We start from the raw sequence: 22,184 nt of genomic DNA, 5'->3' as shown, positions 1-22,184 counted from the left end.
ATGGATTTTATTTCTGCACTAATATTCTTCTCAGTCATTGCACTGACACTTTTTATTACATGGTGGGCGGCAAAGCAAACGACCACAGCGAGTGACTTTTACACAGCCGGCGGATCATTGACTGGTTGGCAAAATGGTATGGCAATTGCCGGTGACTACTTATCAGCAGCCTCTTTCCTTGGTATCGCGGGTGCGATTTCACTTAACGGCTTCGATGGCTTCTACTATAGTATTGGTTGGCTGACAGCCTACCTAGTTGTACTATTTCTAATCGCAGAACCACTACGAAACTTAGGTAAGTTTACAATGGCCGATATGATCGGTGCTCGCTTCGGTGCTAAAAAAGTTCGTGGAGCGGCTGCATTAAATACAATTACAATTGTTATGTTTTACATGCTTGCACAATTAGTTGGTGCTGGAGCTCTTATTAAATTACTTTTTGGTATCCCATATGCGGGATCAGTTCTACTTGTTGGAACGATGATGTTGATTTACGTTTTATTCGGCGGAATGACTGCAACAAGCTGGGTACAGATTGTTAAAGCGATGCTACTAATGGCAGGTACAATTATTATCTCGTTCCTTGTACTTATGAAGTTCAACTTCAACTTCATTGGTATGTTTGATGCAATGAGAAATGCAACGCCACATGGGGAAGCATTCCTTCACTCAGGGGTTGTCTATAAGGATACAATCGGTCTAATATCTGTATTAATGGCCCTTGTTTTAGGTACAGCGGGTCTTCCACATATCCTTATGCGTTTCTTTACAGTTAAAGATGCGAAAACAGCGCGTTCTTCTGTTATTTATTCAGTTTGGATTATCGGTCTTTTCTATATACTTACAATTTTCCTTGGCTTCGGAGCTGCCAAGTTCGTTGGGGCAGATGCGATCATCGCGGAAAATGCCGCCGGAAATATGGCAGCGCCTATGCTCGCCGGAGTTCTTGGTGGTAATGCCCTTGAATCCTTTGTTGCAGCAGTTGCGTTTGCAACAATTCTAGCGGTAGTTGCAGGTCTCGTTCTTTCAGGTGCATCTGCAATCGCTCATGATCTGTATGGTCAAATTTTCAAAAATGGTAAAGTGACAGAGAAAGAGCAAGTTAACGCTGCGCGTTGGGCTTCCATCGCGATCGGTGTATTCTCTATCATTCTAGCACTAGGCGCTGAAAAACTGAATGTTGCATTCTTAGTATCACTGGCATTCTGTATAGCGGCCTCTGCCAACGTGCCGACAATTCTTTTGACAATCTATTGGAAGCGTTTTAATACAACGGGTGCTGTTGTATCCATGTTATCAGGGCTTATCGTAGCATTGGTACTTGTGGCAATGAGCCCGAGTGTTTGGAATCCGGTTGAAGGGGCTGCATTGTTTACAGGAGAGCCAATCTTCCCGTATCCACTTCCTACGATTTTCTCTGTTCCAGCAGGTTTCATTGGTGCATGGCTTGGTACGGTTCTAAGTGCTAAGCGTCACGAAGAACTAGAAGTCTCTTATGCAGAAGTCCGTTTCAAAGCAGAAACCGGCTACAGAGAGCTTGATAATTAATTATCTGTAGACTTGTTCTTAGAAATGCTTCCCCTTCTATTAGTTACTCAGAAGGGGAGGCTATTTTTATGTACTGAAAGGAAACCCGGAATAATAAGTTGTTCATGAACCGTTCATTTGAGAAGGAGGTTTTGTAGTGCTGCAGACGATAAAAGATCGTGCGTTATATGAAAAAATCCATCAGAGCCCATTATTTGAAAACACAACAGAAGAAGAATTCGACAAGTTATTGCTAGAGTGTAAACTAAAAATATATGAAAATGCCGAGAAAGAGAACTACTTTAAAACACCACAAGAAGGCCTATTGATCATTTTGCAAGGAACTGCAGAAGTTCATATTGAAGGACAAGATGGAAGCTCTGTCCTGTTGGAAGTGATTCAAGAAGACGAGATTATCGGTTTTTCTAATTTTGCTTACTACTTAGGTGAAATAGCTCGACCGCTGGATAAACATCATATTGATATGGAAGTGAAGAAAAATGCAATTTGTCTTCAGATTCCGTATGAAGTAATAAAGCAGCGAATGGATGATCAGAACGTACGAGATTTCGTTCTGCGTAAGATGTCATTGCGTCTAGCCAACGTATATACCTCCCTAGGAGAGCAGGTTCGTTTAGCTGATGAGTATGGTGAAAGTGAGCCTTATGTGCGCCGTGTACAGGACTTCATGAGCAGTCCTGTCATTACGATTGGTGCTGATGCAAGAACGAAGGAAATTGCGGAGTTGATGATTAATAACTCCATCAGCTCAATTATTGTGGTAGATCAAATAGGCAAACTCATCGGCATCGTTACTGAAAAAGATCTAGTGGAACGGGTAATAGCGGGTGGAGGCTCTCCGATGGATCTAGCAGCCAAAGATATTATGACGAAGAAACCTCACACTGTTCGTTTGACAGATTATTATTATGAGGCATTGACAAAGTTCTACAAACACGGAATCAAGCATTTGCCGGTTGTGAAAGCTGGAAAGCCTGTAGGAATCGTTACGTTTGCTACGTTAATCATGAAACGTGACCGTAATTCCATGAATATTTTGCGTACGATTGAAGAATCTTCATTTGAAAATTTGCCAATCGTGAAAGCGGCGATTTATGATGTTCTTTCGAATTTGATTCACGATGAAATTTCTACCATTCATACTTTAGAAATCATCACGAAATTCTATGATCGTTTAGCTAAACATTGTGTAATGCTAGCTGTTAAATCACTGGAAGACCAGGGGAAAGGTTCACCGCCAGTGCCGTTTGCTTGGTATCAAATGGGGAGCGGGGCACGGGGAGAACAGTTCATGCTCACCGATCAGGATCATTTTTTAGTATATGAAGATGTTTCTTCAGCTGAAGCACAGCGAGTCGAAAGTTATTTTGAAATTCTAGGGAATGAGATTGTCGTTCATTTGGAACAAGCCGGGTATACTAGATGTAAAGGGTTTATGATGGCGAGCGAGACTCAATGGCGCGGTACGATGAATGATTGGAGAGAGCGTCTGCGAAAATGGGCTTTGCAGTCGACGCCTGAACAAATTTTATTGGGTTATAACTTTCTATCATTCCGTTTCCTATATGGAGAGTCATCGGTGAATGACCGTTTTGTTCTAATGGTGAAAGAACAATTGAGGAAGTCTTCCACGTTCATCTATTACATGGCTCAGCAGGAGAGAGAAAAACCGATTCCTCAGCTCCATCAGAATTTCCTGACGATTTTTAAAGGGCGCAGCAAGGCAGATATTATTGATATTAAAAAGCATGCGTTGTTTCCTCTGCATCATTGTTTGCAGATTTTAGGTGTCAACAACGGTATCATTAACGCGACGCCTTTAGAAATTATTTCAGCTTTGTATAAAAAGAAAAAAATCACAAAAGATTTTGCAGAAGAAGTGCGTCATGCTTATGAAATTTCATTGAGCATTCGTATTTCGATGTCATGGGAAAAACATTTACGAAATGAGAAAATCTCCACAGAAATTGATTTGCGAAAGTTACGCCGTTGGGAACTGAATGAATTACGAACCACCTTAGATACTGTAAGAGCTCTTCAATCGCACTTATTATCAAAATTATAAGATTATTTAGATGAAGATCCCTGTACTAAACACGTGCGTAATGTACTATATAGGGAGGGGAGGCAAGATCATGTTCTGGAAAAAGAAAAAATTAACCTATGAGCTACAGCAATCTCTTCACTTAAACACGCCTTTACAAGATATGAGCTTTACAGTATTCGACACCGAAACAACTGGCTTTGCGATAGGAGCAGACGACAGGATGATAGAAATCGGCGCGGTTCAAGTGGAGGGGTTTCATGTGACGGATCGAGTATTTCAAACATTCGTCAATCCTTCAAGAGAGATTCCGACTGCAATCAAAAAATTAACCAATATACAGCAAGCACAAGTGGATGAAGCTCCTTTGCCTTTACCGGCCATTGAAAAATATTTCACATTCATCGAAGAGAATAAAAGTGGTGGCTGGGTAGGTCACCATGTTAGTTTTGATGAAATGGTCATAAAAAAAGAATTAAGCAGACAGAAATGTACCTTTGAAACGCCTACGTCGTTCGATACGATGCATCTCATCCGCTTTTTAGATCCAGCAAGCGAGCAGCAAGATTTGGCAGATTATGCGCGGATTTTTGGTACAGAAATTTTTGAACGGCATCGCGCACTAGGCGATGCCTTAACGACAGCGCATGTGTTCACTGAACTGCTAAAGAAACTCGACCGCCAAGGAATTAAGACGCTAGCTGATTTATTGCGCATTAAGAATGGCGGAGCACATAAGTTTGTATCCCATACTTGATCAATCCGAATAGCCCGCATTCAAGCGAACCTTGAGTGACGGGCTGTTTTTGTCAGTCGATTCAATGTGCTATATTGAAGATACAATTAGTTAGTTGAATTAATTAAGGGGCGTGACAGAATGAATAAACGTCAGATGATTTTACTGATCCTCATCATCGCAGCTGTTTTACTCTATTGTTGGATTCTGTTTTTTGAACTGCCCGATAAAACTTTATAAGGGCAAATTGAAGAGTATCGCACATTGATCTGCAGAGAAATAATTTGGAAAGAGGTAGAAAAAATGGAAATTATCATTATTACGGGTGCATCAAAAGGAATTGGACAAGAACTGTATAAACAATTTACTGAATCCGGTGCAATGGTTTACGGTCTAGCACGCACGAATCCAGACCGCTTGCAACGTATGGAGGAAGTGGATATTACGGATTTTGGGAAAACGTCAAACATAGTGAAAACAATCATCCATCGCCATATGGACGAGGCTAAATCTTTCACCTTAATCAATAACGCGGGTGTGATCGATCCGATTGATATGGTTGGTTCATTGGATTCGGAAGAAATTGAGAAAGCAGTGAAAGTAAATCTGACTGCTCCTATTCATTTGATCAATACATTTATCGCCACTTTAGTAGATTTTTCGGGAGAGAAAAAGGTCTTGAACATTTCATCCGGCGCTGGTCGCAATGCTTATGAAGGGTGGAGCATTTATTGCACAACGAAAGCGGGGCTTGATCACTTCTCGCGAGTCGTTGCATTAGAACAACAGCAGTCAGAGAACCCAGTAGGTATTGTATCGATCGCGCCTGGAATTATTGATACGGGCATGCAAGAGACCATCCGATCTTCTTCAGAAGAACAATTTCCTCATTTAGAGAAATTCATTGCTTATAAAGAACAAGGACAACTAAGTACTGCGGCAGAGACTGCGAGTAAATTATTGAAGTTTATTAACAAAACGAATTTCATTGAAACAGAAACAATTGCAGATATTCGTCACTTCAACTAATTAGAAAAGAAACCCCACGGCAACTTGAAGAATCCAAGCTGCAGCGGGGTTTCAACTTCATTCTATAGCTACTTTGCGAACCTCTTTAAAATCCTTCATTTTTTCCAGCGCAATCAAAAAAGGTGGATTTCTGCGTTGATTCAGCAATTCGTAGCGGATGGCATGGACATCACCTTGATGCAGCGTCTTGACATATTCGAGCAGCGCATCGCGTTCTTCGCTGCCACCTTCATGTCCGTCATACACGGTAATCGTGATGATGCCCGTTTTTTTTAGTAAGCCAAGCAAAGCATCCAGCGCTGCAATGGTTGAAGAAGGCTTTGTAATGATGCTTTGGTCTTCACTATAAGGCAGATAGCCTAAATTAAACATGGCACCGCCGATTTCGCCGCTTACATACTGGCGGACGTTCTCGTGACTATCGAGAACTAAAGAAGTCCGGCCTGCTAAATCGCCAAGATGTTGACGCGTCGTATCCAGTGCCTGCTGTTGGATATCAAACGCAAATACCTTTCCGGAGTCTCCGACAAGCTCAGCCAGAAACAGTGTATCGTTTCCGTTGCCTGCTGTTGCGTCGACCACCATTTCGCCCGGTTGCACGCGTTCTGAAATGAGCCGCTTTGCTACAGGCAGGACACGATGCAAAATAATGTCCGTCACTTCAAGTTCACCTCTTGCACATACTTTTTCCCTTGCCAGCTGTTCCGTCTTTCCAATTCCGCGTCAATGCCATTCAGCACTTCCCATTTGGTTACGCTCCACATCGGTCCAATCAATAAATCAATCGGTCCGTCTCCAGTAATCCGATGTACAATCATCTCAGGAGGCATGATTTCCAGCTGATCTGCGACAAGGTTTATATACGCTTCTTTTGTCAGGAATTCCAATTTGCCTTTTTCATATTGTTTGACCATAGGAGTACCTTTCAACAAATGAAGCAAATGAATTTTAATTCCCTGAACGTCAAGCTTTGCAACTGCCTGCGCAGTTTCCATCATCATTTCTTCCGTTTCACCCGGCAAGCCGTTAATAATATGGCTGCAAATGCGGATGCCATGTTTCCGAAGTTTATCGACGCCTTCTTTATAGCACTCGAAATCATGCGCTCGATTGACTAGTTTTGCAGTGGATTCATGAACCGTCTGTAAACCGAGTTCGACCCATAAATAGGTACGCTGATTGAGTTCCGCCAAATATTCAACTACGTCATCGGGGAGGCAATCCGGACGAGTTGCGATGGAAAGCGCAACGACTCCTTCTTGTGCGAGGGCAGCTTCAAATTTCTCTTTCAATACAGGAAGGGGAGCGTGGGTGTTCGTATACGCTTGGAAATACGCCATATATTTTGCGTCTTTCCATTTTCTTTGCGAGCGTTCCTTGATTTCTTTAAATTGCACTTCGATTGGATCGACGCGGTCTCCGGCGAAATCACCAGAACCTGCAACGCTGCAAAATGTACAGCCTCCATGCGCGACAGTTCCATCGCGGTTCGGACAGTCAAACCCCGCATCCAGTGCTACTTTCGCAATTTTACATCCAAATGTATCTTTTAAATGTCGAGACCATGTATGATACCGTTTCCCTTCACTCGGGAACGGAAAAGTTGGTTGGTTCATCGTATCCAGCTCCTTTACAACAGACATTGTACCACGTAGCAAGCGAATAAATCATACAACAATCTGTATGTATACGACAAAAAGCAACAGGGAAGGCTTGTATTCAATCAGGGTTTCGGGTAAACTGAAGAAAATAATGATGGCTTTGATCAGGAATAGTAGTTCTACCGCTTATTTTAAGAGAGCAGACGGCAGGTGCAAGTCTGTAGTAACGTAGATCGAACTCGCCTAGGAGTCTGTATTAGTGAAGAGATGTAACTGATACCGTGATCCGCGTTAAGGAATCAAGTTGGACGGAGAAATCCGTTAATTTGGGTGGTACCGCGGGAAGCTATATAGGCTCTCGTCCCTGTGCAAAGGGACGAGAGCCTTTTCTATTTGAATTGGAGGAATTTTCAGATGAGTTATAATCACGTGCAAATCGAAGAAAAATGGCAGAAGTATTGGGATGACAACAAGACGTATAAAATGATCAATGATCCATCCAAGCCGAAATTTTACGCATTGGATATGTTTCCGTATCCGTCCGGCGCGGGGTTGCATGTCGGGCATCCGCTAGGCTATATTGCGACAGATATTTTGAGCGCATTTAAACGTAAGCAAGGCTACAATGTGTTACACCCAATGGGCTGGGATGCGTTCGGTTTGCCTGCGGAGCAATATGCGATCGATACAGGAAATGACCCTGCGGAATTCACTGCGAAAAATATTGCGACATTCAAGCGTCAAATGCAAGAACTTGGATTTTCTTATGACTGGGACCGTGAAATCAATACAACGGACCCGAGCTATTACAAATGGACACAATGGATTTTCATTCAGCTGTATAAGCGAGGCCTTGCGTATATCGATGAAGTTCCGGTCAACTGGTGTCCTGCTTTAGGAACTGTGCTTGCAAATGAAGAAGTCATCGATGGACTGTCCGAACGAGGAAATCACCCGGTTGAACGCCGTCCGATGCGCCAGTGGGTTTTGCGTATTACTGAATATGCGGATCGTCTTCTTGAAGATTTAGATGACCTTGATTGGCCTGAAAGCCTGAAAGATATGCAGCGCAACTGGATCGGTCGTTCAGAAGGTGCACAGTTAACATTCCAAATTGCCGACACGGAACATTCATTTGATGCGTTCACAACACGTCCGGATACGATTTTTGGTGCAACGTATGCAGTTTTGGCACCTGAGCATAAATTAGTACAAGAGATTACGACGGATGCGCAGCGTGAGGCAGTGGAACAGTACATCGACAATGTGAAATCAAAGAGTGATCTGGAGCGTACGGATTTAGCGAAAGATAAAACAGGCGTCTTCACAGGTGCGTTTGCGATTAATCCGGCAAGTGGCGAGAAAATGCCAATCTGGATTGCGGATTACGTTTTGGCGACGTACGGAACAGGTGCAATCATGGCGGTTCCAGCGCACGACGTGCGGGATTACGAATTCGCAAAAACATTTGATTTACCGATTGTCGAAGTTGTAGCAGGCGGGAATATTGACGAAGAAGCCTATGCAGGTGAAGGTGAGCATGTCAATTCTGATTTCTTGAATGGTTTAGGAAAAGAAGAAGCGATTGCAAAGTCGATTGAATGGTTCGAAAAGCAAGGAACTGGCGAACGCAAAATTACGTATCGTCTGCGTGACTGGTTGTTCTCTCGTCAACGCTACTGGGGCGAGCCGATTCCTGTCATTCATTGGGAAGACGGCACGATGACGACAGTGGATGAGTCGGAATTGCCATTGATGCTTCCAGTTACACAGAATATCAAGCCGAGCGGCACTGGCGAGTCGCCACTAGCGAATATTGAAGAATGGGTCAATGTGGTAGATCCAAAAACAGGTATGAAAGGTCGTCGTGAAACGAATACGATGCCGCAATGGGCAGGTAGCTGCTGGTACTACTTGCGTTATATCGATCCGAACAATGATGAAATGATTATTGATCCGGAATTAGCAGAGCGCTGGCTGCCGGTGGATATTTACGTAGGAGGAGCAGAGCACGCGGTTCTGCATTTATTGTACGCGCGTTTCTGGCATAAAGTGCTGTATGATATCGGCGTGGTTCAGACGAAAGAGCCGTTCCAAAAACTCTTCAACCAAGGGATGATACTAGGGGAAGGTCATGTGAAAATGTCCAAGTCTTTAGGTAACGTCATCAACCCGGATGATATCGTTCATTCTCACGGTGCAGATACGCTGCGTCTTTATGAAATGTTCATGGGACCTCTTGATGCTTCGAAGGAATGGTCGACAAACGGTTTGGACGGATCCCGTCGTTTCCTAGACCGAATTTGGCGCTTACTGGTCAATGAAGATGATACGTTGACGGATAAGCTTACGGAAGAAACAGGCGGACCGCTTGAGAAAGTATACAATCAGACAGTCAAGAAAGTAACCGAAGATTTCGAAGGCATGCGCAATAATACGGCGATTTCTCAGATGATGGTCTTCATCAATGAGTGCTATAAAGCGGATAAATTACCGAAAGCGTATATCGAAGGATTCGTTTTATTGATTTCACCGATTACGCCGCATTTGGCAGAAGAGCTATGGGTGAAACTCGGTCATACGGAGACAGTAGCTTATGCACAATGGCCGACGTATGATGAAACGAAATTGTCTGATGACACGGTAGAAGTAGCGGTACAGATCAACGGTAAAATCCGTGCGAAAATCAATGTGTCGAAGGATAGTACGAAAGAAGAGCTAGAGCAAGTTGCACTAGCGAACGAAGATGTAAAACAGTGGATGGAAGGTAAGGAATTGAAAAAAATTATTGCGATTCCTGGACGTCTAGTAAATATAGTCGCTGGTTAATAAAATGTTTAAAAGCCGGTCAGAGAATATTTTTCTCTGACCGGCTTATTTTGATTGAAAAGATGGTCGCGATCATAAATTGTGGGCAAGCGCTCATACTTTTGGGAAAGTCGCTCATACTGCATCGATACATGATCATACCTCTTCGATTCACGCTCATAAAAGTTTTTTACCGCTCATAAACCTTCACTCCGCGCTCATACAACACAATGTTTTCACAGTATCCCTGCATTTATACCAGCTAATCTGCCTGTAACAAGCGCAGCGGTAATATTATATCCGCCCGTGTAACCGTGTATATCAAGAATCTCTCCGCAGAAAAAGAGACCGGACTTTTTTCGTGAAGCCATCGTCTTTGGTTCGATTTCTTTCACAGACACACCGCCGCCTGTGACGAATGCTTTCTCGATAGGTTGTGTCCCGGTAACGTGAACAGGAAATGTCTTGAGCAAATGAGCGAGCTTGCGAATAGCTTCCTTGGGAATATCTGCGCCGATTTCAGTTTCAGCGATCTCAGCTTTTTGTAGTAAAAATAAAAGCCAGCGCTCAGGTACAAGCCCTTTTAAAGAAGTCTTCACTTGCTTTTTAGACTCATCCTTCAAAACCTTTGTAATGGATTGCATGAGCTGTTCCTCATGCTGATCGGGTATAGAGTCGATTTGTAGCAACACCGGTTGTTTGCCGTTTTTCATTTGTTCCTTGACGACAAATTGGCTACAGCGCAATATCGCAGGCCCGCTCAATCCGAAATGGGTGAAAAGCATGTCCATTTGATGCGAAACAAGCGTTTTACCTTTTTTATTCAGCACCGACACATTGACATCACGCAGCGCGAGACCTTGCAATTCCTTTGAGACGATGAATGGTTCTTTTGACAATAAAGGAACTTCTGTCGGGTAAAGTTCTGTTACAGTATGTCCGGCGCGTTCAGCCCAAGGATAGCCGTCTCCTGTACTGCCTGTTTGGGGAACTGCTTTGCCACCGACTGCTACGACGACTGCGTTGGCCTGCAGTTCTTCGCCATCATCCAATCGGACACCAAGAATCTTTTCGTCATTCATCAGCAATTTCTGAACACGGCATTCTAAACGCACTTCCACTTCAAATTTATCCATTTGATTCAATAAGGCATTGACGACATCTTTCGCTTTATTGGAAACAGGGAACATACGACCGTGATCTTCTTCTTTCAAAGGCACACCTAAACCTTCGAAATACTGGATGATGTCTTGGTTATTAAAGACGGAGAATGGTCCGTAGAGAAATTTTCCGTTACCCGGGATGTGCTTGATTATTTCTTCTTGAGATAGGCGGTTAGTGACGTTGCAGCGGCCACCTCCAGAAATGGCCAGTTTATTACCGAGCTTACGCCCCTTTTCAAGCAACAATACACGTTTGTTTTGTTCGGCCGCTGCAATAGAAGCCATTAAGCCAGAAGGGCCGCCGCCGATCACAATTACATCATACATAGTAGAACCACGCTTTCATTCGTTTTGAATTCATTATACACCATGTCGCTTGCAGTTAAAGATTGTACAAACACGTGCCGAGGGGTAAACTATATAAGTATCTCTTGAGAAATGGAAGGAATCAATCATGGCATCGAATTTAATTAAAGGCACAGCCATTTTAACGATTGGCTTATTTTTGTCAAAGGCACTTGGGCTGCTTTATGTTATCCCATTTTATGCAATAGTCGGTGAAAAAAGTGTCGGTCTCTATCAATATGCATACATACCTTATAACCTAGCACTTGCGGTGGCAGTTTCGGGGGCACCGCTTGCAATCTCGAAGTTCGTTTCGAAATATAACGCGCTCGGGGATTATGCGACAGGGCGAAAGTTGATGAAGTCAGGCATGCTCGTCATGTCTTTGACAGGTTTACTGTCGTTTCTCGCTTTGTTCGCCTTAGCGAATCCTATCGCTGGCCTCGTGATAAGAGATGATGAACAAATTTTCACGGTGCAAGATATCGCCTCAGTCATCCGCTGGGTCAGCTTTGCATTGCTTGCCGTTCCGTTACTCAGTATTGGGCGCGGATTTTTGCAAGGCTATCAAAAGTTCGAACCAACTTCTGTATCTCAATTAATTGAACAGATCGTCCGGATTGTTGTTGTTCTTGCAGGTGCTTTTATTGTTGTGAACGTACTGGGATTATCTCCTAGGATAGCTGTCCAATTTGCGGTCTTTGCCGCGTTTATTGGTGCGCTTGCGGGTTTGTGGAGTTTGTATCATTACTGGAAAAAGTATCGTGATGAATTCAATTATTTATTGACTAACAGTCCTCCGGCGAGTTCTGTATCACTCCGTCAAATCTATACAGAAGTATTCGCTTACGTTTTGCCGTTTGTTCTTGTCGGCACCATTAATCCGATTTATCAATTTGTCGATATGGTCACGTTCAATGATGCAATGAAATCGATTGGGCTGGCAAGCGTGTCAGATTTGTATTTGACGAAGCTGAACTTCTTGACGCATAAAGTTGTGATGATTCCTGTCATGGTGGCGACTGGGTTTTCGATGGCGCTCATTTCCATTATCACGAGCTATTACACAAAGAATGATCAGCAAGGAGTAAGCCGGTCATTGGACCAAACCTATCAAATCATGTTATTTCTAACGATCCCGATGGTTATCGGGCTGATCGTTTTGAACAATGAAGTTTATCAGTTTTTATATGAACAGGACGCAGCAGGTGCAGGTGTACTGGCGTCTTACGCTCCAGTCGCCATCCTGTTTGCAATGTTCACGGTAACAGCGGCAATTTTACAAGGTATCGATCATCATAAATGGATTGTCTTTACGTCTTTACTTGGTTTACTTGTGAAAATGATCATCAACATACCGCTAATTAAACTGTTTGAAACAAATGGTGCGATTCTCGCTACTGCAATTGGTTATTCAGTAGCGGTTGGCATCAATTTACTGGTCATTAAGAAGGCGTTGAATTATAAGTCGCAGATGGTCATCAGAAGATTGGTTCTTATCTTAATCTTTAATGCGATCATGTTTGCCGGCGTATGGCTGACTACTAAAGGGCTGAACGCATTGCATGTGCCGGTAGGTCGCTGGCAGGCATTGCTTTATGTACTGATCGGAACAGGGGTCGGTATGGCGATTTACGGGTTCCTGTCATTCAAGTCAGGACTTGCACAACGATTATTCGGTGATCGGCTGACGCGGATTGCGCAGCGCATTGGATTTGGAGGGTGACGAATGAGGCTTGATAAATTATTATCGAATACGGGGTATGGTTCTCGGAAAGAAGTACGTCAGTTATTGAAAAAAGGAATGATTCGCGTGAACGGGGCGGTGATGAAAGATCCTGCCCAGCATGTGGATCCCGATAAAGATGCGGTTTCATTACTTGGCGAGGAAGTTGTTTACAAGGAATTCATTTATCTGATGTTAAATAAACCGCCTGGTGTACTATCTGCAACGGAAGATTCCCGTGATCGCACTGTAGTGGATTTACTAGGAGCTGAAGAACGGCATTTTCAGCCGTTTCCTGTCGGTCGATTGGATAAAGACACAGAAGGTTTGTTATTGCTGACCAATGACGGACAGTTGGCACATAGTTTATTGGCACCAAAAAAAGAAGTGCCGAAGACGTATTTTGCCAAAGTATCGGGATGTGTCACAGAAGAGGATGTAAATGAATTTTCTAAAGGTGTCGTGCTCGATGATGGGTATGAAACAAAGCCGGGATTTTTGAATATACTTCATTCCGGCGAAATTTCCGAAATTGAACTTACGATTACGGAAGGGAAGTTTCATCAAGTAAAGCGGATGTTTGAGTCGGTAGGAAAAAAAGTAGTTTATCTCAAACGGCTGACGATGGGGCCCTTAAAGTTAGACGGCAATTTGAAGTTAGGGGAATACCGGGAGCTGACAGAAGTGGAGCTGCAGGAATTGCTGAAATTGGATAGTTCCAAGCGAAAAGGCTGATGCAAGAATGCGTCAGCCTTTTCCGCTGTATAGACAACTGTATATAGGATGCTGAATCAGGAAGTTAATTTCACTTTCTTGGACGTCGTCGTCCATTCGCCGCGGACTGAGTTCTTGATCAATTCGTTGTACTCCAAAACGTTAAGGTCTCGCTGAGCCGTACGTGAGGAAATATTGAATTCCTCCGCCACATCTTCAGTCGTTACTGTACCGTTATCCCGAATGAACAAATAGACATCTTTGATACGAATTAACATGCGATCGGTAGCTGGGTTCATCGAAGAAACCACTCCTTCATCTTCATATTTTCACACCAACATAGCAAACGAAGACTGTTGGGTATTCTCTGAAATTACCTGTCCTGATCCGCTCCTTTTGAGTAGTTATGCCAGAATAGTATGTAAAATGTTCTGACAATATGATTATAACGTATTTTTTCATAAATCGCACATATTTTTGCTTCACTCTTTAACAAACTCCAATAAGATAGTTTCCCTTTATTTTATTCACTAAACGTGGGAAAATAGAGTCAGAGGAAACGGCAGCCTATCGTGGTTGTTTTAGGTTCTATAATAGAAGAGGTGACGGACGTATGATCTACTTTAAAGATGGGGAATACCTGCAGGAAGAACAGATGAATCTATCAATGAATGATCGTGGCTATGTTTTTGGCGACGGCGTTTACGAAGTGATAAAAGTGTATGATGGCGTACTGTATACAGCAGAGGAACATATGGAGCGTCTGCTTGAAAGTGCTGCCAAAATTCGTTTGACCTTACCGTACACTTTGGAACAGCTGGTTGGAATTGCAGAACGGTTGTTGCAAGAAAATGAGTTATCGGTAGGTCATATTTATTTGCAAGTGACACGCGGGATAGCTCCACGCGTCCATCAATTTCCAGATCATAGCGTGTCTCCTGTCTTAACAGGCTATACAGTTGAGAATCCACGACCGCTTGAACAGCTGGACAAGGGGGCTGCCATGAAGTCAGTGGAAGACATGCGCTGGCTTCGTTGTGATATAAAGAGCTTGAATTTACTCGGTAATGTTTTGGCTAAGCAAGAAGCGGTGGAACAAGGTTGTCAGGAAGCATTGTTTGTGCGCGACGGAATTGTCCGGGAAGGTTCAGCTTCTAATGTATTCGGCATTAAAGACGGTATCCTACATACGCACCCGGCCAATAACTTTATACTGAATGGCATTACTCGTCGTGTTGTTCTTCAGTTAGCGTCCGATCTTTCAATACCTGTCCAAGAGAAGGAATTTACATTAGCTGAAGCTTTGGCAATGGACGAATTTTTCTTTACATCTACGAACGCAGAAATCACACCGGTCGTGACCATTGATCGTCAGCCAATCGGCGAAGGTATACCAGGCCCGCTCACTCGACAGTTGCAAAAATTATTCGATGAGCAGATACCTGCATTAGTAGCTGCTGGACATGCTTCGGCAAGGGATTCAAATGGCTCAACTAGTTAAGCTAGTCGACTATGTTTCGCGCTATGAGAATGATTTGACACGCTATCCGACACAATTCATCCGTCTAAAGCGTTATCAATGGAAACGGATTAAAAACCAATGGGAACATGGTTTTAATCTTTTTGAAGAACAGGCCGCTACGATTGAGGAGGATCCACGAGAAGATGCGAAATGGTATTCTCTTCTCTTCAAGAAATGGCGGAAGCGGCGAGATGAGGAATTTGAAGATGAAGAACCGAACGTTGGGAAAGAAGAAGGTACGGAAACAGATTTGGCATTCCAGGCCGCTATCTCCGACCGGCCTTCCACTATCGAACAACTGAAAAAATCGTATACGAATCAATTATTTCAGTTCCAATTAAAATGGGCGAGTTCGACACTCTATGATCGCTCACGAGTAGACCCGAAGTTTTTCTCCGATCCCTTGTTGAAAGAGTTGACGCAGCGCTTACCTGATAGTTTTTTGCTGTTCTATTATCCGATCGTCAAAGTGAATAAAGCTCCAATTGAACTGGATATTTTATTGCTGACACCAACTGCCTGCTATTGCATCACGGCACTGGAAGATGAGCGGATGGCTGCTTATATCAGCAGCGGTGATCGATTCTGGCTGAAGAAGTTCGGTGAGAAGGAAGTAAAAGTGTTGAATCCAACCATTGCACTGAATCGGATGGAGAAAGTTGTTTCATCATTTTTCACGGCTGCGAATGTGGAGTTGCCTATCAAGAAATTAATCCTCACGAGAAATGGCTATATCGATTATCCTGGAAACCCGAATGAAATCACGTCAATAGATAAAAAAACATACGATGAGTGGCTGGATCGGCTCAGTAACAACCCGAGTCCGATGAAGCATACACAATTCAAGGCGGCACAAGCGATTTTGGATCATGCACAAACGACTGCGATGAGCCGGTTATTTGATCCAGAAGAGCCAATCGAAGAATAAAAGAATTTAAAGAAAAAGTGAGAGTGTACTGATTATGCGTTTACGAAACAAACCATGGGCGAAAGATTTTATGGCAGAGCATCCTGAGATGTTAATCATGGATTCCGAAGGTAAGAAAAGTCATTGGGCCGAGGAGTTCGGAAACCCGCAGCCGATTCATATTGAAGTAGGGACAGGAAAAGGTCAATTTATCATTGGTATGGCGCTTGCCAATCCTTCCATCAACTATATTGGCATCGAACATTTTGATAATGTCATCGTTTCGGCATTGGAGAAAGCAATCGAGGTAGGGAAACCATCCAATCTGCGTTTATTACGTGCTAATGGTGAAGATTTAGAAAATATTTTTGCGGATGCTGAAATCGATCGAGTGTATTTAAATTTTTCTGATCCATGGCCAAAAACCCGCCATGAGAAGCGTCGGCTGACACATGCGAATTTTTTACAAAAATATGAAGGTATTCTGAAGTCGGGTGGAGAAATTCACTTTAAGACAGATAATCGTTCGCTCTTCGAATACTCTTTAGTATCCATGACAGATTACGGCATGAAATTACTGTCTGTTTCCTTAGATTTACACGCGAACATGCCGGAAGACAATATATTAACGGAGTACGAAGAAAAGTTCTCAAGCAAAGGACAACCGATCTATCGCTTGGAAGCCGAGTATCCAATCAGAAAGAAAATATAGGCTATTCCGCGAGGTCTCCTCGCGGAAATCCATGATGGTGGGCGGGATGTTAATTCGGAAGGTAGGGAGGAATTATTATGGATCAATTAACTTTTCATGACATGAAACTAACATGGTTAGACGGTGGAGTGAACTATTTGGATGGAGGTGCGATGTTCGGTGTCGTACCGAAAGCATTGTGGTCAAGACGCTACGAACCCGATGAAAACAACTTAATCGAATTGCGGACGGATCCGATCTTAATACAGTACCAAGGCAAGAATTTATTGATTGATTCAGGGATCGGCAAGGGGAAACTGGATGAAAAGAAGAAAAGAAACTTGGGTGTCCGTGCTGAAACTAGAGTAGAAGAAAGCTTAGAAGAGCTCGGCTTGACACCGGAGGATATCGACATCGTGCTGATGACGCATTTACACAACGACCATGCGGCAGGCCTGACACAATGGAAAGGCGACCGACTCGTCTCTGTGTTCTCGAATGCTACAATCTACACATCTAAAGTGGAATGGGACGAAATGAGAGAGCCGAATATTCGTTCACGCAACACGTATTGGCCGGAGAACTGGGAGCCGATCCAAGATCAAGTGGAGACATTTGAAGATGAGCTGGAAGTATTACCAGGTATTAAAATGATCCATACAGGCGGTCATAGTGACGGCCATAGTGTGATCAAGTTGGAACAGCAAGGCGAAACACTTATTCACATGGCGGATATCATGCCGACACATGCGCATTCTAATCCACTGTGGGTACTTGCTTATGATGACTACCCGATGGACTCCATTTTCGCAAAAGAGCGCCTCATGAAGGAAGCGCTTCCAAATAACTATGGATTTATTTTCTATCACGATGCTGTGTTCCGTATGGCAAAGTTCAGCGAGGATGGAAAGCAAATCGTAGAGAGCGTTCCGCGTACTCGATAAAATGAAAAAATGAAGCTGTCCTGAAAGTAGAAATCACTTTCGGTGACAGCTTTTTCTCGTGTGGTCAAGCGAGAAAAGAATTGGAACTCACTAAAGTCTCGCTGCACCTAACATACAATATCGACATAAAACAAGAAATGAAAAAGGACACGTAAGATGAGTTACTCAGTCTCCGTGTCCTTACCTGTTATTTGTATATAGATTATTGGCGAACTAATTCCACGACAGTACCTGTCTTCGCATCCGCAGCAAATTCATATTGTTCCAGTCTTCCGTCTTTCATACGAGAAACTCCTCCACGGTAGACCTCCATAGAAATTACGTGATTTGTATAAGGTTCTGGTTTCATTACGATCCAAGAACCGTCAATTGGACCTTCCTCTTTAAAAGCTTCTTTCACTTTTTTAAGAACGTTGTCAGCAGGTACTTCTTCATTTAATTTGTTGAATGCTTCATTTACTACTACTCCTGCAGCAACACCAGTTAAAATGCCAGCTAAAAATTCTTTTACTCTCATGGCCAATTGCAGCCTCCTTCGCAAATCTTTTCTTATAGTGTACCATAGATTAAAAGAGCATGGCGATTCAAATGTCTTTCCTTTTTATCCATTCAGCATATTTTTAATCATCTAATTAAAGAAAATGAGGAACCTAAATAGTTTTCATCTGTTTGCCATCTCGATATAATGCAGGTAGATCGTAAAAAAAGTGAGGGATTTGCATGAAAAAAGAAACTTTGGATTTATTTCGCACATTGACAGAACTTCCCGGCGCTCCAGGAAATGAACATCGTGTCCGGGCTTTTATGCGTGAACAACTTAAAACAAATTCAGACGAGATCATTCAAGACGGTCTGGGCGGCGTGTTTGGTGTCCGAAACGGTAAAGAGGGGCAGCCGAAAATCATGGTAGCCGGACATATGGATGAAGTCGGCTTCATGGTGACAGGCATCACGGACAACGGAATGCTTCGTTTTCAGCCATTAGGCGGCTGGTGGAATCAAGTGCTGCTTGCGCAACGAGTGCAAATTATTACGACCAAAGATACTGTAACAGGTGTCATTGGTTCAATCCCTCCACATTTATTGAGTGATGAAGCACGAGCAAAACCAATGGATATTAAAAATATGCTAATCGATGTCGGTGCAGATGATAAGGCAGATGCAGAAAGTTTTGGAATCCGTCCTGGACAGCAGATTTTGCCGATTTGTCCGTTCACACCAATGGCAAATCCGAAAAAAATTATGGCGAAAGCCTGGGATAATCGATACGGCTGCGGGCTAGCGGTGGAATTGCTGCAGGAAGTGAAAAACGACACGCTGCCGAATACTCTTTATTCCGGTGCAACTGTCATGGAAGAAGTTGGTTTGCGCGGTGCACAGACCGCTGCCCGCATGATCAATCCAGACTTGTTCTTTGCGTTGGATGCAAGTCCTGCGAATGATGCGAGTGGCAATAAAAACGAATTTGGCCAATTGGGAAAGGGAACGTTGTTGCGTATTTTCGACCGTACGATGGTGACACATCGCGGAATGCGTGAATTCATTTTGGATATGGCGGAAACTCACAACGTGCCCTATCAATATTTTGTTTCCCAAGGCGGAACGGATGCCGGTCAAGTCCATTTATCCAATGAGGGCGTGCCAAGTGCCGTCATCGGAATTTGTTCTCGATACATTCACACGGCGGCTTCGATTATTCATACGGACGATTATGCGGCAGCAAAAGAATTGCTCGTTCATTTAGTGAAAGCTTGCGACAAAACGACTGTCGAAACGATTAAACAAAACAGTTAAGCGGATATTGAGAGAGGAAGGAGGGTGCTGAATGAAATTTATAACAGGTTCTGAAAATCAAGCGAAAATGCGTGCGGTGACGCGGATGATTGAACGCTACCTTGGCAACAGGGACATATCTTCAGCATCCGTCGCTTCTGGTGTGAGTCCACAGCCAATGAGTGACGAAGAAACGAGACAAGGTGCGATTAATCGAGCGGTCGCGGCGAGTGCGTTGCAAGAGGATACATATGGAATCGGATTGGAAGGCGGCGTCCGGATAATCGGAAGGACGATGTATTTATGCAATTGGGGCGCACTTGCCACACCGGATGGTCAGGTGTTTACAGCTGCAGGTGCGCAAATTCCGCTTCCGGAAGACTTGGCTGCCGAAATTAAGAACGGTAAGGAACTGGGAGATGCGGTTGATCACTATTTTAAGAAACAACAAATTCGCCTTTCAGAAGGAGCCATGGGAATGCTTACAGCCCAAACGGTTCCGAGGGATGTATTGTTCGAACACATCATGCAGCTGTTGATTGGCCAATTCCTATACAGCAAGGCTAGCAGTTGAATATTGCAATAGAGACGGCATGCGATTAGAATAGGACTGATAGAAAATTGTACGGAGTGGAGAAGGGGGGAACCTAGATGTTCCGAAATGGAAAGGTTGTCTTGCTGCTGCTTCTGGCCGTAGTCCTCGTAGGATGCAACCAGAAAGTCGAAGGACTGACTGATGAGGGCTTTGTCGCTGCAAGGGAAGCATTTGAGGCAAATGCTAAAAAAACCAATGAGGCGGCTGGTGACATCCATTTTTACAAGCCGACAACGATGGAAGTGGACAAGCAATCCACTTCTCAAACAATTGTCCTAACGAAACGAAATGATTCATTTTATTTGACTGTCAATCCAAACGAAAAGAAAAATAGCCGTGTCTATTATGATTTGCTGATGACAGATGAACCTGAAAACTTAGTAGGAGCGCAGACATTCGCAAAGGACGAGGTGTTTGGCTTTGTTGCGGTCATACAAAAAAGTGAGAAGTTAGTGGAATTGATTGCTAGTGTAGGTGGAGTGAAAGTGGAGACCGTAACAGATGAAAAGAATATCGACTCTCATTTGGGAAAAATGATGCAAATTGCGCGTTCTGTTCAGCAAGACGAGAAGTGATGAAATAGGACAAACGATTGTTGAGAAGGAGAGTGTCTAGAATGGAAGCTAAAGATTTAGTAGAAGAACTGAAAAATCGTTTACCTAAAGAGAAGTTTGATTGGCAGTTCGATCGTAAGGCTGACAAGCTGCGAATCGTCCATCATACACTTCATAGAGGGATGGATATTTCATTGCCGGAGATTTTGGCGAAGTATGAGTTAAAAAAAGAGCGAGCAATCGATGAAGTAGTCTACACAATCCAAGAAACGTTCCATGCGATGGAGCAGGAGCATGAAAAAGGATTTGTTGGTGAAACAACTATTTATCCTGTTATTCGTTCGACATCGTTCCCGACTGAAAGTGCAGCGGGGCAACCGTTTCTGACGAAGGATCATACAGCGGAAACCCGTATTTTTTATGCGCTGGATTTAGGTACGACTTATCGTTTGATTGATGAAGGCATGCTTACTGAGATGGGAATGACGGCTCAGGAAGTACAGGAAGTTGCTATGTTCACAGTGAAGACATTGCCAACTGCCTGGAAACGTGATGAAGTATCCGATAATGTATTTTATTTCATTAATAATAATGATGGCTATGATGCGAGCCGAATATTGAATCAGCCGTTTTTGAAGGAAATGGAACAGAAGATTGAAGGTCATATGGTTGTGTCGGTACCGCATCAAGACGTGTTGATCATCGGAGATATCCGGAATGACACAGGCTATGATGTCATTGCACAAATGGCAATGCAATTTTTCACAACAGGCGCGGTGCCTGTTACATCGCTGTCGTTTATTTATGAAGATGGCAAACTAGAGCCTATTTTTATTATGGCAAAAAATCGATTGGCTAGAAGGGACAAGAAAAAATGAACTTATTTTATAATGCCGCAGGTGTAGGCGATGTTTTATTCGTCCAGTTGACAACTGAACGACCAACTGAAGTAGTATGCGAGCGTAAAAATGATGTAGCGATCCTCAAAGAAGCGAAAACTGGTGATATCATCGGATTCAATTTGTTTGACGTGTCGAGTTACTTCCCGCTTGCTGCAAACGGACAAGTGGAATTAACAGAAGAACTTGCTGAACAATTTCAAGAAGCGCTTAGGAAGAATGAAGTGGAATTTGAACTTGATGTCGACTTCAGTCCGAAATTCGTTGTAGGGTATGTGAAAGAAAAAGAGAAGCATCCAAACGCAGATAAATTGAATATTTGTCAAGTTGACGTGGGCGAAGATACATTGCAAATCGTTTGCGGCGCACCGAATGTTGAAGCAGGACAAAAAGTAGTCGTAGCGAAAGTCGGTGCAGTTATGCCTTCTGGGATGATTATTCGTGATGCTGAACTACGTGGCGTAGCGTCATCTGGAATGATCTGCTCTGCTAAAGAACTTAACCTGAAGAATTCTCCTGAAGAAAAGGGAATTCTTGTGCTGGACGAGCAAAGAGAAGCTGGAGAAGCTTTCCAACTATAAGGTT

Annotated in this window: 21 protein-coding genes and 1 other annotated feature; of the genes, 16 read left to right on the top strand and 5 right to left on the bottom strand. The window is 43.3% G+C overall.

Translation table 11 applies throughout. The features are described 5' to 3' along the window. The 4 genes from MKX97_RS10885 (at position 1) to MKX97_RS10870 (ending at position 5,357) form a co-directional block, all read left to right on the top strand. Positions 1-1,548: a sodium/solute symporter gene (locus MKX97_RS10885; protein WP_340760931.1), complete on the top strand. Its 1,548-nt coding sequence runs from the start codon at positions 1-3 to the stop codon at positions 1,546-1,548. Between the two features lie 136 nt (positions 1,549-1,684). Then, positions 1,685-3,613 (top strand): DUF294 nucleotidyltransferase-like domain-containing protein, encoded by a 1,929-nt coding sequence (locus MKX97_RS10880; RefSeq protein WP_342535948.1) that lies wholly within the window; start codon positions 1,685-1,687, stop codon positions 3,611-3,613. 70 nt (positions 3,614-3,683) lie between these two features. Next, on the top strand, positions 3,684-4,349 hold the full coding sequence (locus MKX97_RS10875) for an exonuclease domain-containing protein (protein ID WP_340759089.1): 666 nt from the start codon (positions 3,684-3,686) through the stop codon (positions 4,347-4,349). 282 nt (positions 4,350-4,631) lie between these two features. Next, positions 4,632-5,357 carry an SDR family NAD(P)-dependent oxidoreductase gene (locus tag MKX97_RS10870; RefSeq protein WP_342535947.1) on the top strand — a complete coding sequence of 242 codons (726 nt, stop codon included), beginning with the start codon at positions 4,632-4,634 and terminating at the stop codon, positions 5,355-5,357. 57 nt (positions 5,358-5,414) lie between these two features. Here MKX97_RS10870 and MKX97_RS10865 read toward each other — a convergent pair whose 3' ends face one another. Both MKX97_RS10865 and MKX97_RS10860 read right to left on the bottom strand, forming a co-directional pair. After that, positions 5,415-6,002, bottom strand: coding sequence for a class I SAM-dependent methyltransferase (locus tag MKX97_RS10865; protein ID WP_342535946.1), 588 nt, complete (start codon positions 6,000-6,002; stop codon positions 5,415-5,417). 11 nt (positions 6,003-6,013) lie between these two features. Then, complete coding sequence (locus MKX97_RS10860) at positions 6,014-6,973, bottom strand: TIGR01212 family radical SAM protein (protein ID WP_078816940.1); 960 nt, start codon at positions 6,971-6,973, stop codon at positions 6,014-6,016. A 136-nt stretch (positions 6,974-7,109) separates the two neighbouring features. Continuing rightward, positions 7,110-7,327: a binding site (T-box leader), on the top strand. Between the two features lie 45 nt (positions 7,328-7,372). Between MKX97_RS10860 and leuS the strand changes: the two genes are divergently transcribed. Continuing rightward, entirely contained in the window at positions 7,373-9,787 is a 2,415-nt protein-coding gene (gene leuS, locus MKX97_RS10855; protein WP_342535945.1) for a leucine--tRNA ligase, read from the top strand. Positions 9,788-10,002: 215 nt separating this feature from the next. Here the strand turns inward: leuS and MKX97_RS10850 are convergent, their stop codons facing one another. Then, complete coding sequence (locus tag MKX97_RS10850) at positions 10,003-11,256, bottom strand: NAD(P)/FAD-dependent oxidoreductase (RefSeq protein WP_342535944.1); 1,254 nt, start codon at positions 11,254-11,256, stop codon at positions 10,003-10,005. A gap of 127 nt (positions 11,257-11,383) precedes the next feature. Here MKX97_RS10850 and MKX97_RS10845 point away from each other — a divergent pair, with 127 nt between their 5' ends. Continuing rightward, positions 11,384-13,000, top strand: coding sequence for a polysaccharide biosynthesis protein (locus tag MKX97_RS10845; RefSeq protein WP_009497722.1), 1,617 nt, complete (start codon positions 11,384-11,386; stop codon positions 12,998-13,000). Positions 13,001-13,003: 3 nt separating this feature from the next. Further along, positions 13,004-13,735, top strand: coding sequence for a pseudouridine synthase (locus MKX97_RS10840; RefSeq protein ID WP_009497721.1), 732 nt, complete (start codon positions 13,004-13,006; stop codon positions 13,733-13,735). A gap of 56 nt (positions 13,736-13,791) precedes the next feature. Here the strand turns inward: MKX97_RS10840 and MKX97_RS10835 are convergent, their stop codons facing one another. Continuing rightward, positions 13,792-14,013: a DeoR family transcriptional regulator gene (locus tag MKX97_RS10835; protein WP_009497720.1), complete on the bottom strand. Its 222-nt coding sequence runs from the start codon at positions 14,011-14,013 to the stop codon at positions 13,792-13,794. Positions 14,014-14,327: 314 nt separating this feature from the next. On the opposite strand from MKX97_RS10835, the gene dat reads away from it, so the two are divergent. From dat to MKX97_RS10815, 4 genes are all read left to right on the top strand, one after another. Beyond that, the gene (gene dat, locus MKX97_RS10830) at positions 14,328-15,215 is read left to right on the top strand and encodes a D-amino-acid transaminase (protein WP_342535943.1); all 888 of its coding nucleotides are present in this window, start codon (positions 14,328-14,330) and stop codon (positions 15,213-15,215) included. Continuing rightward, entirely contained in the window at positions 15,199-16,164 is a 966-nt protein-coding gene (locus MKX97_RS10825) for an NERD domain-containing protein (protein ID WP_342535942.1), read from the top strand. The genes dat and MKX97_RS10825 overlap by 17 nt, the downstream gene beginning before the upstream one ends. 34 nt (positions 16,165-16,198) lie before the next feature. Then, complete coding sequence (trmB, locus tag MKX97_RS10820) at positions 16,199-16,855, top strand: tRNA (guanosine(46)-N7)-methyltransferase TrmB (RefSeq protein WP_342535941.1); 657 nt, start codon at positions 16,199-16,201, stop codon at positions 16,853-16,855. 77 nt (positions 16,856-16,932) lie between these two features. Beyond that, complete coding sequence (locus MKX97_RS10815; RefSeq protein WP_221836365.1) at positions 16,933-17,778, top strand: MBL fold metallo-hydrolase; 846 nt, start codon at positions 16,933-16,935, stop codon at positions 17,776-17,778. 202 nt (positions 17,779-17,980) lie between these two features. On the opposite strand, the gene MKX97_RS10810 is transcribed toward MKX97_RS10815, so the two are convergent. After that, on the bottom strand, positions 17,981-18,295 hold the full coding sequence (locus MKX97_RS10810) for a PepSY domain-containing protein (protein ID WP_009497715.1): 315 nt from the start codon (positions 18,293-18,295) through the stop codon (positions 17,981-17,983). A 203-nt stretch (positions 18,296-18,498) separates the two neighbouring features. Between MKX97_RS10810 and MKX97_RS10805 the strand changes: the two genes are divergently transcribed. The 5 genes from MKX97_RS10805 (at position 18,499) to ytpR (ending at position 22,180) form a co-directional block, all read left to right on the top strand. Next, positions 18,499-19,572, top strand: a complete 1,074-nt coding sequence (locus tag MKX97_RS10805; RefSeq protein WP_009497714.1) for a M42 family metallopeptidase — start codon at positions 18,499-18,501, stop codon at positions 19,570-19,572. A 31-nt stretch (positions 19,573-19,603) separates the two neighbouring features. Continuing rightward, positions 19,604-20,125, top strand: a complete 522-nt coding sequence (locus MKX97_RS10800; RefSeq protein WP_340759079.1) for a DUF84 family protein — start codon at positions 19,604-19,606, stop codon at positions 20,123-20,125. Between the two features lie 77 nt (positions 20,126-20,202). Further along, positions 20,203-20,721 (top strand): hypothetical protein, encoded by a 519-nt coding sequence (locus MKX97_RS10795; RefSeq protein ID WP_078816930.1) that lies wholly within the window; start codon positions 20,203-20,205, stop codon positions 20,719-20,721. A 41-nt stretch (positions 20,722-20,762) separates the two neighbouring features. Next, positions 20,763-21,578: a DUF1444 domain-containing protein gene (locus tag MKX97_RS10790; protein WP_009497711.1), complete on the top strand. Its 816-nt coding sequence runs from the start codon at positions 20,763-20,765 to the stop codon at positions 21,576-21,578. Further along, the gene (gene ytpR / locus MKX97_RS10785) at positions 21,575-22,180 is read left to right on the top strand and encodes a YtpR family tRNA-binding protein (protein WP_342535940.1); all 606 of its coding nucleotides are present in this window, start codon (positions 21,575-21,577) and stop codon (positions 22,178-22,180) included. The genes MKX97_RS10790 and ytpR overlap by 4 nt, the downstream gene beginning before the upstream one ends. The last annotated feature ends 4 nt before the right edge of the window (positions 22,181-22,184 follow it).

The sequence above is a fragment of the Sporosarcina sp. FSL K6-3508 genome, assembly GCF_038615825.1.
Classification (GTDB): Bacteria; Bacillota; Bacilli; order Bacillales_A; family Planococcaceae; genus Sporosarcina; species Sporosarcina newyorkensis.
Note: the sequence above shows the minus strand (reverse complement) of the source record. Positions and strands in the feature narration are given on the sequence as shown.